Genomic DNA, 14365 nt, shown 5'->3' on the forward strand with positions numbered 1-14365 from the left:
GCCCCGCACGGTGTGCGGGGCGGGAGTTCGACATCCCGCTCCCGGTCCGGCCTGTGCGCCGGTTGGGGAAAGGGCGCTCCCACCGGCCCCGTGAGGGGCCGGTGGGACGGGCCTCAGGCCGCGACTTCCAGGACGCCCAGACGGGCGAATCCCTGGGCGTTCTTGACGGACCGTTCGACCGGCAGATCCGGGAAGAGGGTGGCGGCGTCCACCGAGGCGCCCTCCTCCAGGCCGGCGAGGACCTCGGCGACCGCGGACGGCACCGCGATGGTGCGGCCCTTGCAGACGAGCTGGGTACGGCCGTTGTCGCTGGCACCGAACTCCAGCGGTATCCCGGTGCGGCGCAGCTTCGCCTCGGGCCCCAGTACGTCGAGCGAGGCCGAGTGGGCGAAGGTGTCCTCCGGACGGTGGCGCGGCGGGCGGCCGGGCTCCAGCCGGCGGCCGGAGTCCAGCAGCCGGTCGAGCTCCGTGGAGGAGTCCAGGTTGCCGAGCTTGGCGGCGAGAGCGGCCAGCTTGACCTTGAACTCCTCTTCGACCGAGGCCCCGCGCGAGTCCCCGATGTAGGGGAAGGCGGCGAATTCGGGCCCCTCGGTCAGCGACTCGACCGTCTTGTGGAGGAGTTCCTCCCACTTGCGCGGTCGCATCATGATGGACAGGTGCACGGAGGTGCGGTCGCGGGCGGCCGCCGCGTGCGGGGTGTGGTACGGCAGGTAGAGCACGTCGCCGGGCTCCATCAGTACGTCGATGGCCGGCTCTCCGAGCTGCTCCTCGGTGTACGTGCCGATCTGCGAGGACCGCTCGCCCTGCGGGTTCCACAGCCGCCAGTGCTTGGTCCCCTCGGTCTGCACGATGAACAGGTCCACGGGGTCGTGGTGCGGGTTGAAGCCCTGGTGCCCGGCGGGCGTGAGGAAGGCGACGCAGTCGGTGCGGGCACCGAGCTTGTCGCTGATCAGCCCGCAGAAGGAACGCAGCCTGGGCTCGATGTGGTTGAGGGAGCTCCACACGATGGTCGCGCCCGAGCGGTAGAGATCGTAGAGACGCTCCGGGATCACGGAGTCGGGGATCTCGGTGCCCTGGACGGTGACCGTCTGGGTGAAGGCCTTCTCGGGGATGCCGTTCCCGTTCAGGTTGACCCGGACGTACGGCGGGCGGATGACCTCCATGTTGACCATCTCGTCCAGCCGTGCGACCGAGAGGATCTCGCTGGGGTTGCCCTTCAGAGCGTTCTTCCGGAGCATGGGCTTCTTGTCCCAGTACTCGGCGAAGAACAATTCCTCGTCGCCGACGAGGTCCGCAAACGTATAGCTTTCCATAACTTCTCCATTTACTGGCCCACGGGCGACGCAGAATGTCGTGCGGACGGCGGAGAAGTGGCCCTTCGGGGCTGTTTGTCCTGACAGCCGCAGGGCGGCTTTTGCAACCGCCGTTCGTTCATTCTTTTGTACGGTACCGGCCGCGGCGGAGGGGGCTGTAGCAGCTCCCTCCGCCGCATGCGGGATTCTTACTGAATGCCGAGGTAGTACGAGGCAACCAGGTCAGCGGCGGTGTCGACGAACTCGATGTCAGACATGTGATTCTCCTTTTTGTTTTCCCCGAGCGACTCGCTCGGTGTGATGTGAATACTTCCCTGTGGGACGCTTTTCGTCAACGAATGTGCGACCGCTTGAACAACGTTGAATTCAGGTCGGCGTCGCATTGCCGGACGGCCGCCCTATTCAGCTGCGGAAATGCGGTCCGGGAAATGTCCAACCGGGTGTAACAGCCGCTTGGACGTGTTCTTGGGGCGGGCCGGCTCCGGGTGCGCGAATGCCGTCGGCCCCCCGGAGCACTGGAGCTCCGGGGGGCCGACGGCAGGGACTTGGGAAAGGGAAGCAAGGAGAGGAGGGGTCAGAAGCCGACGGTTCCGTCGATGGCCTCGCGGAGCAGGTCCGCGTGGCCGTTGTGGCGCGCGTACTCGTCGATCAGGTGGACCATGGCCCGGCGCAGCGAGACCTGGCTGTCCGCCTTGGCCAGATAGGCGGTGACGTCCAGGGACTTGGCCTCCCGCTCGATGGCGCGGGACCGCTCGATCTCCGCCTCCCAGGCGGCGAACGCCTCGCTCCCGGAGGCCCCGGCGACCTCGTAGGCCACCTGGAAGTCGCCCTGGTCCGACCAGACCAGCGGGATGTCCTCGCCGCCGATGATCCGGCGGAACCAGGCCCGTTCGACCTCGGCCATGTGCCGGACCAGCCCCAGGAGGGACAGCGTGGAGGGCGGAACCGACTGCCGGCGCAGGTCCTCGTCGGCGAGCCCGTCGCATTTGATGGCGAGGGTGGCGCGCTGGTAGTCGAGATAGGCGCGCAGCATCTCGCGTTCGTCGGCGATCAGGGGCGGGAAGTCGCGGTCGACGGCCATGGGCTCTCCTTGTCCGGCGCGTGCGGGCCCGGAGGCCGGGCCGCGGCCGGCGCGGTCGGGGACGGTACGGGGACGTGGTGCGGTCGACGGCCGCCCGCTGCGGCCGCACGGGCCTCGTGCCGCCACATGTCCTGGGCCAGCACGGTGGCCGTGGCGGCCGCGGAGACGGCAGCACGGGCCGAGCCCAGCGCTTCGCGCAGGATCTCGGTGCGGATCTCGGACGGATGGTACGCGGCGCCGTCCGCCTCCAGGAGTTTGTGGGCGGCTTCCAGGGCCGCGACCTGGGCCTCGCCCAGGGGCGTGGCACGGTCCACGGTCACCAGGAGTTCGTGCAGTGCGGCGGCGATGAGGTGGCGCGGGCTGTCGGCCGCCAACTCGGGCGCCAGCTCGGCGGTGTGCTGCATTCGGGCTCCCTTCGGGGGCATCGCGCGAAACGGCTGAAGCCCTCCCGCCGGACCCGTTCGCACGGGCCCGGCCGGAGGGCGCGGGGCTCAGGAAGAGGCGGCCTTGGAGCGCGGCAGGTCCTGCTCGACGAGGTAGTCCGCCAGGCCCTTCGCGAAGCCCGGATCGGCGGCCGCCACCCGCTCCGCCAACAAATTGACCCGGTTCGGGGTGTAGGTCTCCCGGTCGGCGAGCAGCTGCGGGGTACCCGTCATCAGCATCAGACCGCCCTCGGTGTAGCCGCGGGCGAGCCATTCGTTCCAGTAGCCGTCGCGGTCGGCCTCCTGGCCGGTGAACCAGTGGTCGTCCCGGGGACGCGGGCCCCGGGGCACCGCGGTCGGCGGCGTCGGCTCGGTCCGCAGGAGCACCCGGCGCCCGCCGAGGTAGGCGACGCGGATGCCCTTGCGTACGCAGAAGGTGAGCGTCTGCGCGGCGGTGTCCACGACGGGCTCGCCGCGGTCGTTGAGCGAGGTGTTGCACACGATCGGTACCCCGGTCGCGGCGTGGAAGGCCTCGATCGCCCGGTGCAGCAACGGATTGGCCTGCGCGGTCAGGGTCTGGTGACGGGCGGAGCCGTCCAGGTGGAGGATGGCCGGCACCCGCTCCCGTACCTCTTCGCGCACCTCGACGGCCTCCAGCATGAAGGGGGAGGGGCGGCGCTGCACGAACCAGGGCTCCGCGTGCTCGGCCAGCACGATCGGCGCGACCGGGCGCCACCACTGGCGCTGCTTGTACTCGTTGAGGAGGTCCTTGACCTTCTCGGAGCGCGGGTCGCCCAGCAGGCTGCGGTGCCCGAGCGCCCGGGGGCCCATCTCCGCGGCGCCGTCGGCCCAGGCGATCACGCTGTCGGCAAGGTCCCGGGCGAACTGCTCGGGCGAGAAGTCGGTGACCTGCTCGACCCAGGGGGCGAACTCCTCCACCGCCGCGTCCACGTCCCGCAGTTCGTTGCCGTAGTACGCGGTGGCGATGTGCAGGTCGGCGTCGTCGAAGGCGCGCAGGGCGTGCAGGCCGAGGAGGCCGATGCCCAGGGCTTCGCCGGAGTCGTTGGCGCACGGCGGGGCCAGCAGGCCGCGGAAGCCGTACCGGTCCAGGGTCACCGTGTTGGTGGGGCAGTTGAGGGCGAACCCGCCGCTCATGGAGAGGTAGCAGTCCTCGGTACGGACGTCCGCGAGGGCGCACAGCCGCTCGACGTTGCGCATGATGATCAGATCGCAGCAGCGCTGGACGACCTTCATCACCGCGCTCTGCAGGTTGTCCTCGTCGCTGAAGCGGACGTCGGGGCTGGGGCCCGCCAGCTGTTCGCGGGCGGCGGCGACGACCTTCTCCACGAGCCCGAACGCGGCCGGCCAGGGCAGGACCTTCCCGCCGAACAGCTCGATCCCGGCGACGGCCTCCTCGGCGTCGAAGGAGATCTCCGCCACCGACGCGGTGGCCAGGGCCATCAGGGTGCCCGGCTCCTTGCCGAACAGCCGGTCCGCCGCGAGGTAGAGCGGGGCCGGGGACTCCACCGCGGCGAAGGTCAGCCGGCCCTTCACCGAGACGCAGCCCGCGTAGTAGCCGGTGGGGCGCTCGTCCTCGAGGATCAGGTCGGGCGCCGCGTCCACGGCGAGGCCGATGATGGTCTCTTCCTTGAAGATCCGGCTGTCCAGCAGCAGACCGCTGAAGAGGTGCGCCAGCGTGTGGACCGCCAGACCCTCGCTGCCGGGCGGCAGCGGCAGCGGCTGGTGGCCCGGCAGCCCCGGGGTGCCCCAGGTGGCGCTGATGTCGGCGAGGGTCAGTCCCTCGGTGGCGAGCAGGCCGGCCAGGAAGGCCTCGGCCCGCTCGGGGGTGTACAGCGGCATGGCGTGGTGCTTGCGGCCGCTGATGCGTTCCAGTTCCCAGTGGCGGACCAGCTCCACGGAGCCGGGACCGCGCCGCCACAGCGCCACGTTGTGGTCGTGGCGGGGCGAGAGCACGGACCGCTCGCCCGGCGGCGTCAGGTAGGTGGAGAGATAGTGCTCGACGGGGTGGTCGGTCATGGCCGATGCCTCATTCCTGGTTCCGGTCACAGGGCTGGGTCCTGTTGCGCGGGTGCTTCGTCAGTCGGGGCGGCGCCGGTCGCGTCGGGCGGTTACGCGGCGCGACCGGCGGCGGTGCGTTCGGCGGCTGCCGACGGGCTGCGAAGCACCGGGGCATCGCCCGCGGCGCGCGGAGGGAGTCGGAGCCGAAAGAGACGGCCTAGGCATCACGCACTCACAGGTGGCGGGCCCACCACTCCAGGACGGCCTCGTAGCGGGCCAGGCGGTGGCTGGGCAGCCCGGTCCGGGACATCTCGTGCGTCTCGCCGGGGAAGACCAGCATTTCGACGGGGACTCCGCGCAGCTTGAGCGCCACGAACATGCGCTGCGCCTGCTCCATCGGGGTGTGCCGGTCCTCCTCCGACTGGATCAGCAGCACGGGCAGGTCGATCCCGTCCGCGTGCGTCAGGGGGCTGGCGTCGCGCCACCGCTCGGGGTCCGTGCCGTACAGGGCCAGCGACAGGATGATGCCCTCGTCGGACGAGGCGCTGTGGCTGTCGATGGCGTAGCAACCGCGCTCGGCGATGGCGGCGTTGAAGTGCTTGCCGTGGTGGGCCGCCATCCAGGCCGCCATGTAGCCGCCGAACGAGCCGCCCATCATTCCCACGCGGCCGCCGTCCAGGTCGGGAGCCTCCAGCGCGGCCCCCAGCAGGGTCAGCAGGTCCTCGGCGGTGCGGCGCGGCAGGTCGTCGAGGATGTACTTGCCGTGGGCCTGGCCGTAGCCGGCGGCGCCGCGCGGGTTGCCGAGCACCACCGCGTAGCCGGCGCCCGCGTAGACCTGCGCCTCCTCGAAGGAGGCCGGGCCGTTGAGGGTGTAGCCCCACTGGGTGAAGGGCCCGCCCTTGATCTGCAGGATGACGGGGTGCGGTCCCTCGCCCTCGGGGCGCACGATCCAGCCCTGCAGCGGGTAGCCGTCCGGGGTGGTGGCCGTGAACTCCTCGGCCGGCAGCACGCGGCCGGTGGCCCCCAGCCGAGGACCGAACGAAGTGAGCATCCGCTCGGTTCCGTTGGACCACACCATCAGGTCGCCCGCGCTGGACGCGTCGGCGACGACCGCGGCGATCGTGACGCCGTGCTCGCCCTCGGCCACCGCGAACCCGTTCACCTGGCGCTCCCCGGTGATCACGGGGGTGGGCTCGCCGCCGTCGTAGGGGACGAGGATCAGGTTGACCTCGCCGCGGCGGTCGTTGGCGAAGTACACGCCCTCACGGCCGGTGGCGATCATCTGGCTGGAGTAGCTGAGGTGGTACGGCTCCGGGTCGGTCAGCCGCCGCGGCGGCGCCGAACCGTCGACCGGAGCGGACCACAGGCCGTAACTGCTGTTGGCGATCCCCTGGCTGTGCTCGTCGAGGTTCTCCGCCGCGAAGCAGACCAGGGTGCCGTCCGCGGAGAACCGCGGGCAGCCCAGGGTCAGGCCGCCGTCGGTGAGGGCGCGCAGCTCGCCGGTGCCGTCGGAGGGGCACACCCACACGTCGTTGCGCAGGTCGTCTCCGTGCGTGGCGTGCCGGGCGGCGACGAAGGTCAGCAGGGCCCCGTCCGGGCTCCAGGCGATGTCGCCGTGGTCGTGCTCGGAGGCGGTGACCTGGACCGTGGCCCGGTCCTCGGTGAACGGGTCGGTCACGAACACCTGCCTGGGGCGGTCGAACCAGTAGCCGAAGCCGTCGGCCATGTACCGCAGTTTGGTGATCCGCCGCGGGGCCTCCTTCTGGGGCGGGACCCCGCGCCGGTAGCGGCCCGCCTGCGGGACCCGGGCGGCGTAGGCGATCCGCTGCGAGTCGGGGCTCCACACCGGCTGGCCCGCACCGAGCGGCTGGTCCGTCACCACGAAGGCGTCGCCGCCGTTCATGGGCAGCAGGTGCAGTTGCGCGGGGCCGCCGGGGGCGGGGCGCAGGAACGCCAGCCAGCGCCCGTCCGGCGAGAACGCCGGAGCACCGTCGTAGGGCCCCTGCGTCAGGAGGCGGGCGGGGCTGCGTCCGGTGGTGTCCGCCAGCCACAACTCGTGAACGCTGTCGTCGGCGTCGAGGTCGACACGGGAGACGGATACGACGGCGAAACGGCCGTCGCCCGACAGGGTCGGACGCCCGAGAATTGGAAGAAGGCTGATATCGGAGGGGATCATGCCGTAAAACTATGAACTTATTCGGATCGATGTCAACGAAATGCAGTTGGACGAAATACGGTTGGACGGCGACAGTGTGCCGACGCCTGTTCAAACGGTCGACACCTTGACAGAATCGCAGGTCGTGGCCCCGATCGAGGGGATTGTCGGGCGAATGTTCAAGCGCGTGAAAAACTCGGTCGAACATCCGCGCATTCAATCGGCAGTTCTTGACTGAATCATCGGGCCGTGGTGACGCTTTCCCTTCGGAACACCGCGTCGACAAGATTTCCCACAGGAGCGGAGCATGACCGAGACACTCATCTCGCCGCCGGCCACATCGCTGCGGATCAACGGCGGCCGGCTGCTGCGTCGAATCCGCGAACTGGCGGCCATCGGAGTCGACCCCGCCACCGGAGGGATCACCCGGCCGGGCTTCGGTCCCGCCGACCAGGAGGCCCGCACCTACCTCATCGGCCAGGCCCACGCCGCCGGCCTGACCGCCTGCGTGGACGCCGCCGGCAACGTGATCATGCGCCGCCCGCTGCCCGACGACAGCGCCGGCCAGAGCTCCGCCGTCCTCATGGGCTCGCACCTCGACACCGTCGTCAACGGCGGTCCCCTCGACGGGGCCTACGGCGTCCTGGCGGCCCTGGAGGTCCTCCAGTCCTGCGCCGAGGCCGGGCTCGACACCCCGTACGAGCTGGTGGCCGTGGGCTTCGCCAACGAGGAGGGCGCGCTGTTCCCCCAGCCCTTCTGGGGGTCCATGGCCCTGGCCGGACGGCTGGACGCGCTCCCCGGCGAGCCCGCCGACCACCACGGCCGGCCGCTGCGCCGGGCCCTGGAGGAAGCCGGCGGAAACCTCGACGCCCTGGGGACCGCGGCCTGGTCCCCCGGATCGGTCGCCGCCTACCTCGAACTGCACATCGAGCAGGGACCCGTACTCGAACGCGCCGGAGCGCGGATCGGCGTCGTCGAGGCGATCACCGGACGGGCCGTACTGACGCTCCGGATCCAGGGCAGCGCCGGGCACTCGGGCACCACGCCGATGGAGGGCCGTCGCGACGCGATGGTCGCGGCGGCCCTCGTGGTCGTGGCCGCCGAGGAGATCAGCGGCGGGCAGGACCTGTGCCGGGTGGCCACCGTCGGCCACCTGGACGCCTACCCCAACACCCCCAACACCATCGCGGGCGCCGTCACGCTCACCGTCGACCTGCGCGACACCGACCCGGTCCGCCTGCGCACGGCCGAGGACGCGATGCGGGGCGCCCTGCGGCGGATCGCCGACCGGACCGGCACCGGCATCACCGTCACCGCACTGACCCGCTCCGAGCCCGTGGCCACCCACGCCCCGCTGCGCGCGGCGATCGCCCTCAGCGCCGACGAACTGGGCCTGTCGCACCTGCAGCTGCCCAGCGGCGCGGGCCACGACGCGCAGGTCGTGGCGGACATCGCGCCGATCGCCATGATCTTCGTCCCGAGCATCGGCGGGGTCAGCCACGTGCCCGAGGAGGACACCCACCCGGAGCACCTGGTCGGCGGCGCCAACGTGCTGCTGCACACCGTGCTGCGCACCCTCGGCCACAGCCCGCAGTGACGACCCACCACCCACCGAGCAACCAGCCACCACCCAGGGAGCAGACATGGCATCAACAGCCGAAGCGGGGCCGGACATCGCGGTGTTCTGCGGTGCCCGGCCGGGCATCCACCCCGACCACATCGACTTCGCCCGCGAGTTCGGGCTCGAACTGGCCCGCCGCGGCTCGGGCCTCGTCTACGGAGCCGGCGGAGTGGGCGTGATGGGCGCGGTCGCCCAGGGCGTCATGGAGGGCGGCGGCGACATCACCGGCGTGGTGCCCCAGGCGCTGCGCGAGCGCGAGCAGGCCGACGACCCGCTGGGAACCATCCACGTCGTCGCCACCATGCACGAGCGCAAGGCCCTGATGTACGCCCTCTCCAGCGGATTCGCCGTACTCCCCGGCGGCATCGGCACCCTGGACGAGGTCATGGAGGTCCTGACCTGGAACCAGCTCGGCATGATCGACAAGCCGATCGTCCTCGTCAACCACCGCGGCTTCTTCGACCCGCTCCTCGCCCTCCTCGACCACCTGGTGGCCGAAGGGTTCCTCGCCCCGTCCGAGCGCCGGCTCATCCAGGCGACCGACTGCCCGCGGCTGGCCTGCGACCTCCTGCGACTGCGGGCCCCGCTCGCCGTCGCGGCCTGAGCACGAGGAGCGGACCGTGATCCTCAGTACCCGGCCCTTCGCGCGCAAGTCCGAGGCCTCCCGCGGCGCCGAACTGCTGGAGACCTTCGAGCGGCCCGTCCGCCAAGAACCCGGGCAGACCCACCAGTCCTGCGGACAGGGGCCCGACGGGGCAGGCTGCGACGACTCAGATCCCGCCTGGCGCGGCCTCTAGAGGCCGGGTACGCCGCGCACCTTCACCGGCGCCATGATGGGGCGGCCCGCAGCGAGCGGGCCGCCCCATGGCCGTGCACGGCGGGCGGGCCGGGCGGGGCGAGGAGCCCGGCCGGCGCCCACCGTCAGAGCATGGGGCCCTTGGCGAGCAGCGGGCCGCCCCACCGCTCCTCCAGCGCCTTCTCCACCGCCGCGCCGACCTTGTACAGCCGCTCGTCCTTCATCGCCGGGGCGATGATCTGCAGTCCGACCGGGAGACCGTCCTCCGGGGCCAGGCCGCAGGGCAGCGACATGGCGGAGTTGCCGGCCAGGTTGGTCGGGATGGTGCACAGGTCGGCCAGGTACATCGCGAGCGGGTCGTCCACGCGCTCGCCGATCGGGAAGGCGGTGGTCGGCATGGTCGGCGAGACGATCACGTCCACCTGCTCGAACGCCCTCTCGAAGTCCTGCGTGATGAGCGTGCGGACCTTCTGCGCCGAGCCGTAGTACGCGTCGTAGTAGCCGGAGCTGAGCGCGTACGTACCGAGGATGATGCGCCGCTTGACCTCGTCGCCGAAACCGGCCTCCCGGGTCAGCGCGGAGACCTCCTCCGTGGACCGCACGCCGTCGTCGCCGACGCGCAGGCCGTAGCGCATGGCGTCGAAGCGGGCCAGGTTGGAAGAGCACTCGGACGGCGCGATCAGGTAGTACGCGGCGAGTGCCAGGTCGAAGGACGGGCAGTCCAGCTCGACGATCTCGGCGCCCAGCTCCTCGAGGAGCTCGACGGACTCGTTGAAGCGCTGGACGACGCCGGCCTGGTAGCCCTCGCCGGCGAACTGCTTGACGACACCGACGCGCATGCCGGCGACGGAGCCGTTGCGGGCCGCCTCGACGACCGGCGGGACCGGGGCGTCGATCGAGGTGGAGTCCAGCGGGTCGTGCCCGGCGATCACCTCGTGCAGCAGCGCCGTGTCCAGCACCGTACGGGCGCACGGGCCGCCCTGGTCCAAGGAGGACGAGTACGCGATCAGGCCGTAGCGGGAGACACCGCCGTACGTGGGTTTCACCCCCACCGTGCAGGTCAGCGACGCGGGCTGGCGGATGGAGCCGCCCGTGTCGGTGCCGATGGCCAGCGGGGCCTCGTACGCGGCCAGGGCGGCGGCCGAGCCGCCGCCGGAGCCGCCGGGAACCCTCGTCAGGTCCCACGGATTGCAGGTGGGCCCGTAGGCGCTGTTCTCCGTCGAGGACCCCATGGCGAATTCGTCCATGTTGGTCTTGCCGAGGATGACGACGTCGGCCTCCTTCAGCTTGCGCGTCAGGGTGGCGTCGTAGGGCGGGATCCAGCCCTCCAGGATCTTCGAACCGGCGGTGGTCGGAACCCCGACGGTGGTGAAGGCGTCCTTGAGCGCCAGCGGGACCCCGGCCAGCGGGCCCAGCTTCTCGCCGCGCTCGCGCTTGGCGTCGACGGCGCGCGCCTGGGCGAGGGCGCCCTCGCGGTCCACGTGCAGGAAGGCGTGCACCTTCTCGTCCACGGCCTCGATGCGGGCCAGGTGGGCCTCGGTGACCTCGACGGCCGTGAGCTCGCCGGAGGCGATCTTCTCGGCGGTAGCGGCGGCCGTGAGCTTGATGACGCTCTGATCGTTGTCGGCGCTCATGTCGTCAGTCCTCCCCGAGGATCTGGGGCACCTTGAACCGCTGCAGCTCCTGGGCGGGGGCGCCGGAGAGCGCCTGCTCGGGGGAGAGCGAGGGCCGCACCTCGTCCGCGCGCATGACGTTCGTCAGCGGCAGCGGGTGGGAGGTCGGCGCCACGTCCTGGCCCGCGACCTCGGAGACGCGGGCGACGGCCTCGACGATGGCGTTCAGCTGACCGGTGAAGTCCCCCACCTCCGCATCGCTGAGCTCCAGCCGGGACAACCGGGCGAGATGAGTGACTTCGTCACGGGTAATGCCGGGCATCGAGCGCCTTTCACATGTGTACGAACTGCCGAACCCGGCCGACTGCGCTGCGCGGCGGCCGAGTTGGTACGCCACCGTACCGTCCGGTCCGCCGGTCAGCGGGCGCGTGCCGGGACGGGGGCGTCAGCGGCGGCGGTCGAGAACACCGAGAGCTGCGAGGCGACATCGGCCAGGGCCCTGCGCGGCGGCGCACCGGAGGCGGGGGTGCCGATGCTCAGGCCCCCGAGCAGCCGCTCGCCGGCCCCCAGCCCCAGCGCGGCCGCCGTGGCGGGGCTGTGCGGCCGGTGTGCGATCCGCCAAGTGCTGCCGTAGCCGCGGCCGTGCAGCAGCAGGATCAGCGCGTGCACCATGCCGCCGGCGGCCGACACGGGCTCCCATTGCGCCGGCCGGCGGTCGCCGCGCGGGGCCAGGACCAGGGCCGCGAGCAGCGGGGCGGCCCCGCCCCGCACGGAATTCCCGGTCGGCCCGTCCCCGGAAGGCCCGTCCCCGGCCAGGCAGTCGCCCAGCACCCGCCGGTCCTCGCCGCGCAGCAGGATCCACCGCCAGGGGTCGAGCGGCCCGTGGTCGGGGAAGGCCGCCGCGCCGCGCAGGAGGTAGGCGAACTCCTCCTCACCGGGGGAGGGCTCGACCAGCACCTGCTCGCTGCGCCGGGTCAGGATCGCGGTCATCACGTCCATGCGGGAGCCCTTTCGCGCGACCCGTCGCACACGTGGACGAGCCGGTCGGTCCTACGGGGTCCGCGGGCGCGGCCCCGTACGGGTGGTGGTGGTCGGGGAACGCGGTCTCAGTAGTCGATCCGGTCGGCGTACGCGGACCAAGCCTCGAAGGGGAGCTGCGCCTTCTCGTGGGACATCCGGGCCACCGGCACCGACCAGGTGGAGCGGGGGCGTTCCAGCAGCCGGTAGAACTCCAGGTCGTCGAAGCCCGCGGTGGCGGCGTCGTACCGGTCGGCGGCGAACAGCACGCGGTCCACGCGGGCCCAGAGGATGGCTGTCAGGCACATCGGGCACGGCTCGCACGAGCTGATCAGCAGGGCTCCGTCGAGGCGGAAGTCCTGGATCTTCTCGCAGGCCACGCGGATGGCCATGATCTCCGCGTGGGCGGTGGGGTCGTGGGAGTCGGTGACGCGGTTGCCGCTGCGGCCGAGCACCAGGCCGTCCCGGACCACCACGGCCCCGAAGGGGCCGCCGCCCGCGGCGACGTTGGCGGCCGCCAGGTCGAGGGCCTGTTCCATCCAGGCCTGCTCCTGGCCGGTCGGGCTCTGCTCCGCCGGGCTCTGGACGATCGGGGAATGGTCGATGAGGGTCATCTGCGGTCCTTGGTCCTCAGGGGCTCTCGGAAAGGTGGGCGCCCTCGACGGGCGACGGGTGCGATCGACGGAGCGAGGGAACGACGGGGGAGGGAACGAGGGAGGGGAGGAAGGGGGTCGGAGTCGTCACACCGTCCGGGTGTCGAGCAGCTCCGTCAGCTCCGTCCCCTTCAACTGCTCGGCCAGCCCGGCCCAGACGTCGGCGAAGCCGTGCACGAGCTCCGACACCGGGCCCTTGCAGTGGTGCGGCACGGTGGAGGCGATGCGCTGACGGTCCCGGGCCACCAGGGCGCACACCTCGAGCATGCGCAGGAGCGCGCGTCCGCTGTCGTTGAACCGCAGGGACGGGTCGCGCCGCAGCGTGTCGTAGAGGGCGAGGAGCTGCGTGACGGACTTGGGCACGGCGTCGGCCCCGCGCGGCGCGGCTTCCGCGGTCTTCTTGTGCGGGACCGACGGCACGGCGGCCAGCCCGCGCTGCTGCGGCGGCACCACGTCCTCACCGCGCTGGAGCCGGGCCCGTACGTCGGCGACGGTGGCCGGGGACAGCCCGGCCTGCTGGCCGATCTGCCGCAGTGAGGCCTCGGGGTTGGCGCGGATCAACTCGCCGGCCAGCGTGCGGGCCCGAGCCGAGTTGAGCGGCCGGGCCCGGCCGTCCCTGCCCAGGCGCGAGGGAACCTGCCGTGCGGGATCCAGCGTGCGCCGCCGGATGTGCCCGACCTTCTGCGGCGACAGTCCGACGATGGCCGCGACCCCGCGGTCCGACCAGTGCGGATGGGAAGCCAGGATGCGGGTCACGGCGGCCGTGCGGTCGGTCGAGGACAACGGGCGGCCCTGGGCGACGTTGATGGCCACCGAGAGGGGGAAGGACTCCGCCTCGGTCCCGTCGAAGAACCGGACTTCGACGCAGTCGGCTCCCCGGATCCGGGCGGCCCGCAGCCGGTGCACGCCGTCCACGACCTGCATGGTGGCGCGGTGGACCAGGATCGGCGGCAGCGCCGCTCCCGCCTCGGCCAGGGCGCGGGCGTAGGCGAGGTCCTCGCCGTCCACGCGGGGCGTCGAGGAAACCGTCAGGGTCTCGATGGGAACCCACTCGACGGGGAATTCCCGCAGCGCCTTGTCCCGCAGTGCGATCAGGTGGTCTGGATTGCCAGTTCCGGTTTCGGTCCCCTCATCCTGCTGATGATTTCTCATACTGGCTCCTCGATGAAGGGCAGAACCGTATACGAATACCAATGCATTCCCGGGATCCCTACTTTTGGTGGCACCCGGAGAAACTCTCCCGTAATCGGCCGATCGCCGAAAAGAATTGGGGAGGAAGGAGGGAATCGCGGTGCGGGCGGTGCGGGCGGTGCTGGACCGGTCGGTCCCGTGGGTCGCCACGCGAGGCCCAGGCGTGCTGGTCAGCCGCCCCAGGTCAGGTCGTCAGGGTTCTCACCGGCGTCGGACGGCACTACGACGGCCTCGGCCCGGACGGGTGCGGCCGAGGCCCCCTCGGCGACAGCCAGGGACGTCAGCGGACCCACGCAAAGCACGGACAGGACAAGGAGGCGGCGAAATGCAGACAACGGGACTTCCCTCCGACAACGATCGGGGATCACAGGTCGATCGGCCTGGTGTGATCCTCTAGTCATACTCAATCGAATTTGGTCGCTCCGACGAGTGGAACTCTGCCGAAAGCCGAGGACCTCAGGGAAGAGGTTCCGCCTGTCCTGAA

Annotated in this window: 15 protein-coding genes; 4 read left to right on the forward strand and 11 right to left on the reverse strand. The window is 71.5% G+C overall.

The window, feature by feature from the left end; genetic code table 11:
• Positions 1–113: 113 nt before the first annotated feature.
• The 5 genes from AC3IYJ_RS42215 to AC3IYJ_RS42235 form a co-directional block, all read right to left on the reverse strand.
• On the reverse strand, positions 114–1313 hold the full coding sequence (locus AC3IYJ_RS42215) for a cupin domain-containing protein (RefSeq protein WP_489403517.1): 1200 nt from the start codon (positions 1311–1313) through the stop codon (positions 114–116).
• Positions 1314–1887: 574 nt separating this feature from the next.
• Positions 1888–2394: a DinB family protein gene (locus AC3IYJ_RS42220; protein ID WP_489403518.1), complete on the reverse strand. Its 507-nt coding sequence runs from the start codon at positions 2392–2394 to the stop codon at positions 1888–1890.
• Positions 2364–2798, reverse strand: coding sequence for a hypothetical protein (locus AC3IYJ_RS42225; protein WP_489403519.1), 435 nt, complete (start codon positions 2796–2798; stop codon positions 2364–2366). Before AC3IYJ_RS42225 ends, AC3IYJ_RS42220 begins: the two co-directional genes overlap by 31 nt.
• A gap of 87 nt (positions 2799–2885) precedes the next feature.
• Positions 2886–4853, reverse strand: coding sequence for a carbamoyltransferase C-terminal domain-containing protein (locus AC3IYJ_RS42230; protein ID WP_489403520.1), 1968 nt, complete (start codon positions 4851–4853; stop codon positions 2886–2888).
• A 214-nt stretch (positions 4854–5067) separates the two neighbouring features.
• Positions 5068–6888, reverse strand: a complete 1821-nt coding sequence (locus tag AC3IYJ_RS42235) for a S9 family peptidase (protein WP_489403521.1) — start codon at positions 6886–6888, stop codon at positions 5068–5070.
• A gap of 163 nt (positions 6889–7051) precedes the next feature.
• Here AC3IYJ_RS42235 and AC3IYJ_RS42240 point away from each other — a divergent pair, with 163 nt between their 5' ends.
• The 4 genes from AC3IYJ_RS42240 (at position 7052) to AC3IYJ_RS42255 (ending at position 9408) form a co-directional block, all read left to right on the forward strand.
• Complete coding sequence (locus AC3IYJ_RS42240; RefSeq protein ID WP_489403522.1) at positions 7052–7228, forward strand: hypothetical protein; 177 nt, start codon at positions 7052–7054, stop codon at positions 7226–7228.
• Positions 7229–7297: 69 nt separating this feature from the next.
• Complete coding sequence (locus tag AC3IYJ_RS42245; protein ID WP_489403523.1) at positions 7298–8587, forward strand: Zn-dependent hydrolase; 1290 nt, start codon at positions 7298–7300, stop codon at positions 8585–8587.
• Positions 8588–8633: 46 nt separating this feature from the next.
• A complete protein-coding gene (locus AC3IYJ_RS42250) occupies positions 8634–9215 on the forward strand; it encodes an LOG family protein (protein ID WP_489403524.1) in 582 nt (193 codons plus the stop codon).
• A 16-nt stretch (positions 9216–9231) separates the two neighbouring features.
• A complete protein-coding gene (locus AC3IYJ_RS42255; RefSeq protein ID WP_489403525.1) occupies positions 9232–9408 on the forward strand; it encodes a hypothetical protein in 177 nt (58 codons plus the stop codon).
• A gap of 124 nt (positions 9409–9532) precedes the next feature.
• Here the strand turns inward: AC3IYJ_RS42255 and gatA are convergent, their stop codons facing one another.
• From gatA to AC3IYJ_RS42285, 6 genes are all read right to left on the reverse strand, one after another.
• Positions 9533–11041: an Asp-tRNA(Asn)/Glu-tRNA(Gln) amidotransferase subunit GatA gene (gene gatA, locus AC3IYJ_RS42260; protein WP_489403526.1), complete on the reverse strand. Its 1509-nt coding sequence runs from the start codon at positions 11039–11041 to the stop codon at positions 9533–9535.
• Positions 11042–11045: 4 nt separating this feature from the next.
• Positions 11046–11342, reverse strand: a complete 297-nt coding sequence (gatC, locus tag AC3IYJ_RS42265) for an Asp-tRNA(Asn)/Glu-tRNA(Gln) amidotransferase subunit GatC (RefSeq protein ID WP_489403527.1) — start codon at positions 11340–11342, stop codon at positions 11046–11048.
• Positions 11343–11437: 95 nt separating this feature from the next.
• The gene (locus AC3IYJ_RS42270) at positions 11438–12019 is read right to left on the reverse strand and encodes a nitroreductase family protein (protein WP_489403528.1); all 582 of its coding nucleotides are present in this window, start codon (positions 12017–12019) and stop codon (positions 11438–11440) included.
• A gap of 107 nt (positions 12020–12126) precedes the next feature.
• Positions 12127–12651: a nucleoside deaminase gene (locus AC3IYJ_RS42275; RefSeq protein ID WP_489403529.1), complete on the reverse strand. Its 525-nt coding sequence runs from the start codon at positions 12649–12651 to the stop codon at positions 12127–12129.
• Between the two features lie 126 nt (positions 12652–12777).
• Positions 12778–13842, reverse strand: coding sequence for a hypothetical protein (locus tag AC3IYJ_RS42280; protein ID WP_489403530.1), 1065 nt, complete (start codon positions 13840–13842; stop codon positions 12778–12780).
• A 209-nt stretch (positions 13843–14051) separates the two neighbouring features.
• A complete protein-coding gene (locus AC3IYJ_RS42285; protein ID WP_489403531.1) occupies positions 14052–14174 on the reverse strand; it encodes a hypothetical protein in 123 nt (40 codons plus the stop codon).
• Positions 14175–14365 lie beyond the last annotated feature (191 nt).

Source organism: Streptomyces sp. GL_140 (genome assembly GCF_057834465.1).

What these genes read in the sequence shown, in the direction of transcription:
- AC3IYJ_RS42215 (WP_489403517.1), bottom strand. Translation starts at nt 1,313, where the DNA reads ATGGAAAGCTATACGTTTGCGGACCTCGTCGGCGACGAGGAATTGTTC.
- AC3IYJ_RS42220 (WP_489403518.1), bottom strand. Translation starts at nt 2,394, where the DNA reads ATGGCCGTCGACCGCGACTTCCCGCCCCTGATCGCCGACGAACGCGAG.
- AC3IYJ_RS42225 (WP_489403519.1), bottom strand. Translation starts at nt 2,798, where the DNA reads ATGCAGCACACCGCCGAGCTGGCGCCCGAGTTGGCGGCCGACAGCCCG.
- AC3IYJ_RS42230 (WP_489403520.1), bottom strand. Translation starts at nt 4,853, where the DNA reads ATGACCGACCACCCCGTCGAGCACTATCTCTCCACCTACCTGACGCCG.
- AC3IYJ_RS42240 (WP_489403522.1), top strand. Translation starts at nt 7,052, where the DNA reads ATGCAGTTGGACGAAATACGGTTGGACGGCGACAGTGTGCCGACGCCT.
- AC3IYJ_RS42245 (WP_489403523.1), top strand. Translation starts at nt 7,298, where the DNA reads ATGACCGAGACACTCATCTCGCCGCCGGCCACATCGCTGCGGATCAAC.
- AC3IYJ_RS42250 (WP_489403524.1), top strand. Translation starts at nt 8,634, where the DNA reads ATGGCATCAACAGCCGAAGCGGGGCCGGACATCGCGGTGTTCTGCGGT.
- gatA (WP_489403526.1), bottom strand. Translation starts at nt 11,041, where the DNA reads ATGAGCGCCGACAACGATCAGAGCGTCATCAAGCTCACGGCCGCCGCT.
- gatC (WP_489403527.1), bottom strand. Translation starts at nt 11,342, where the DNA reads ATGCCCGGCATTACCCGTGACGAAGTCACTCATCTCGCCCGGTTGTCC.
- AC3IYJ_RS42270 (WP_489403528.1), bottom strand. Translation starts at nt 12,019, where the DNA reads ATGGACGTGATGACCGCGATCCTGACCCGGCGCAGCGAGCAGGTGCTG.
- AC3IYJ_RS42275 (WP_489403529.1), bottom strand. Translation starts at nt 12,651, where the DNA reads ATGACCCTCATCGACCATTCCCCGATCGTCCAGAGCCCGGCGGAGCAG.
- AC3IYJ_RS42280 (WP_489403530.1), bottom strand. Translation starts at nt 13,842, where the DNA reads ATGAGAAATCATCAGCAGGATGAGGGGACCGAAACCGGAACTGGCAAT.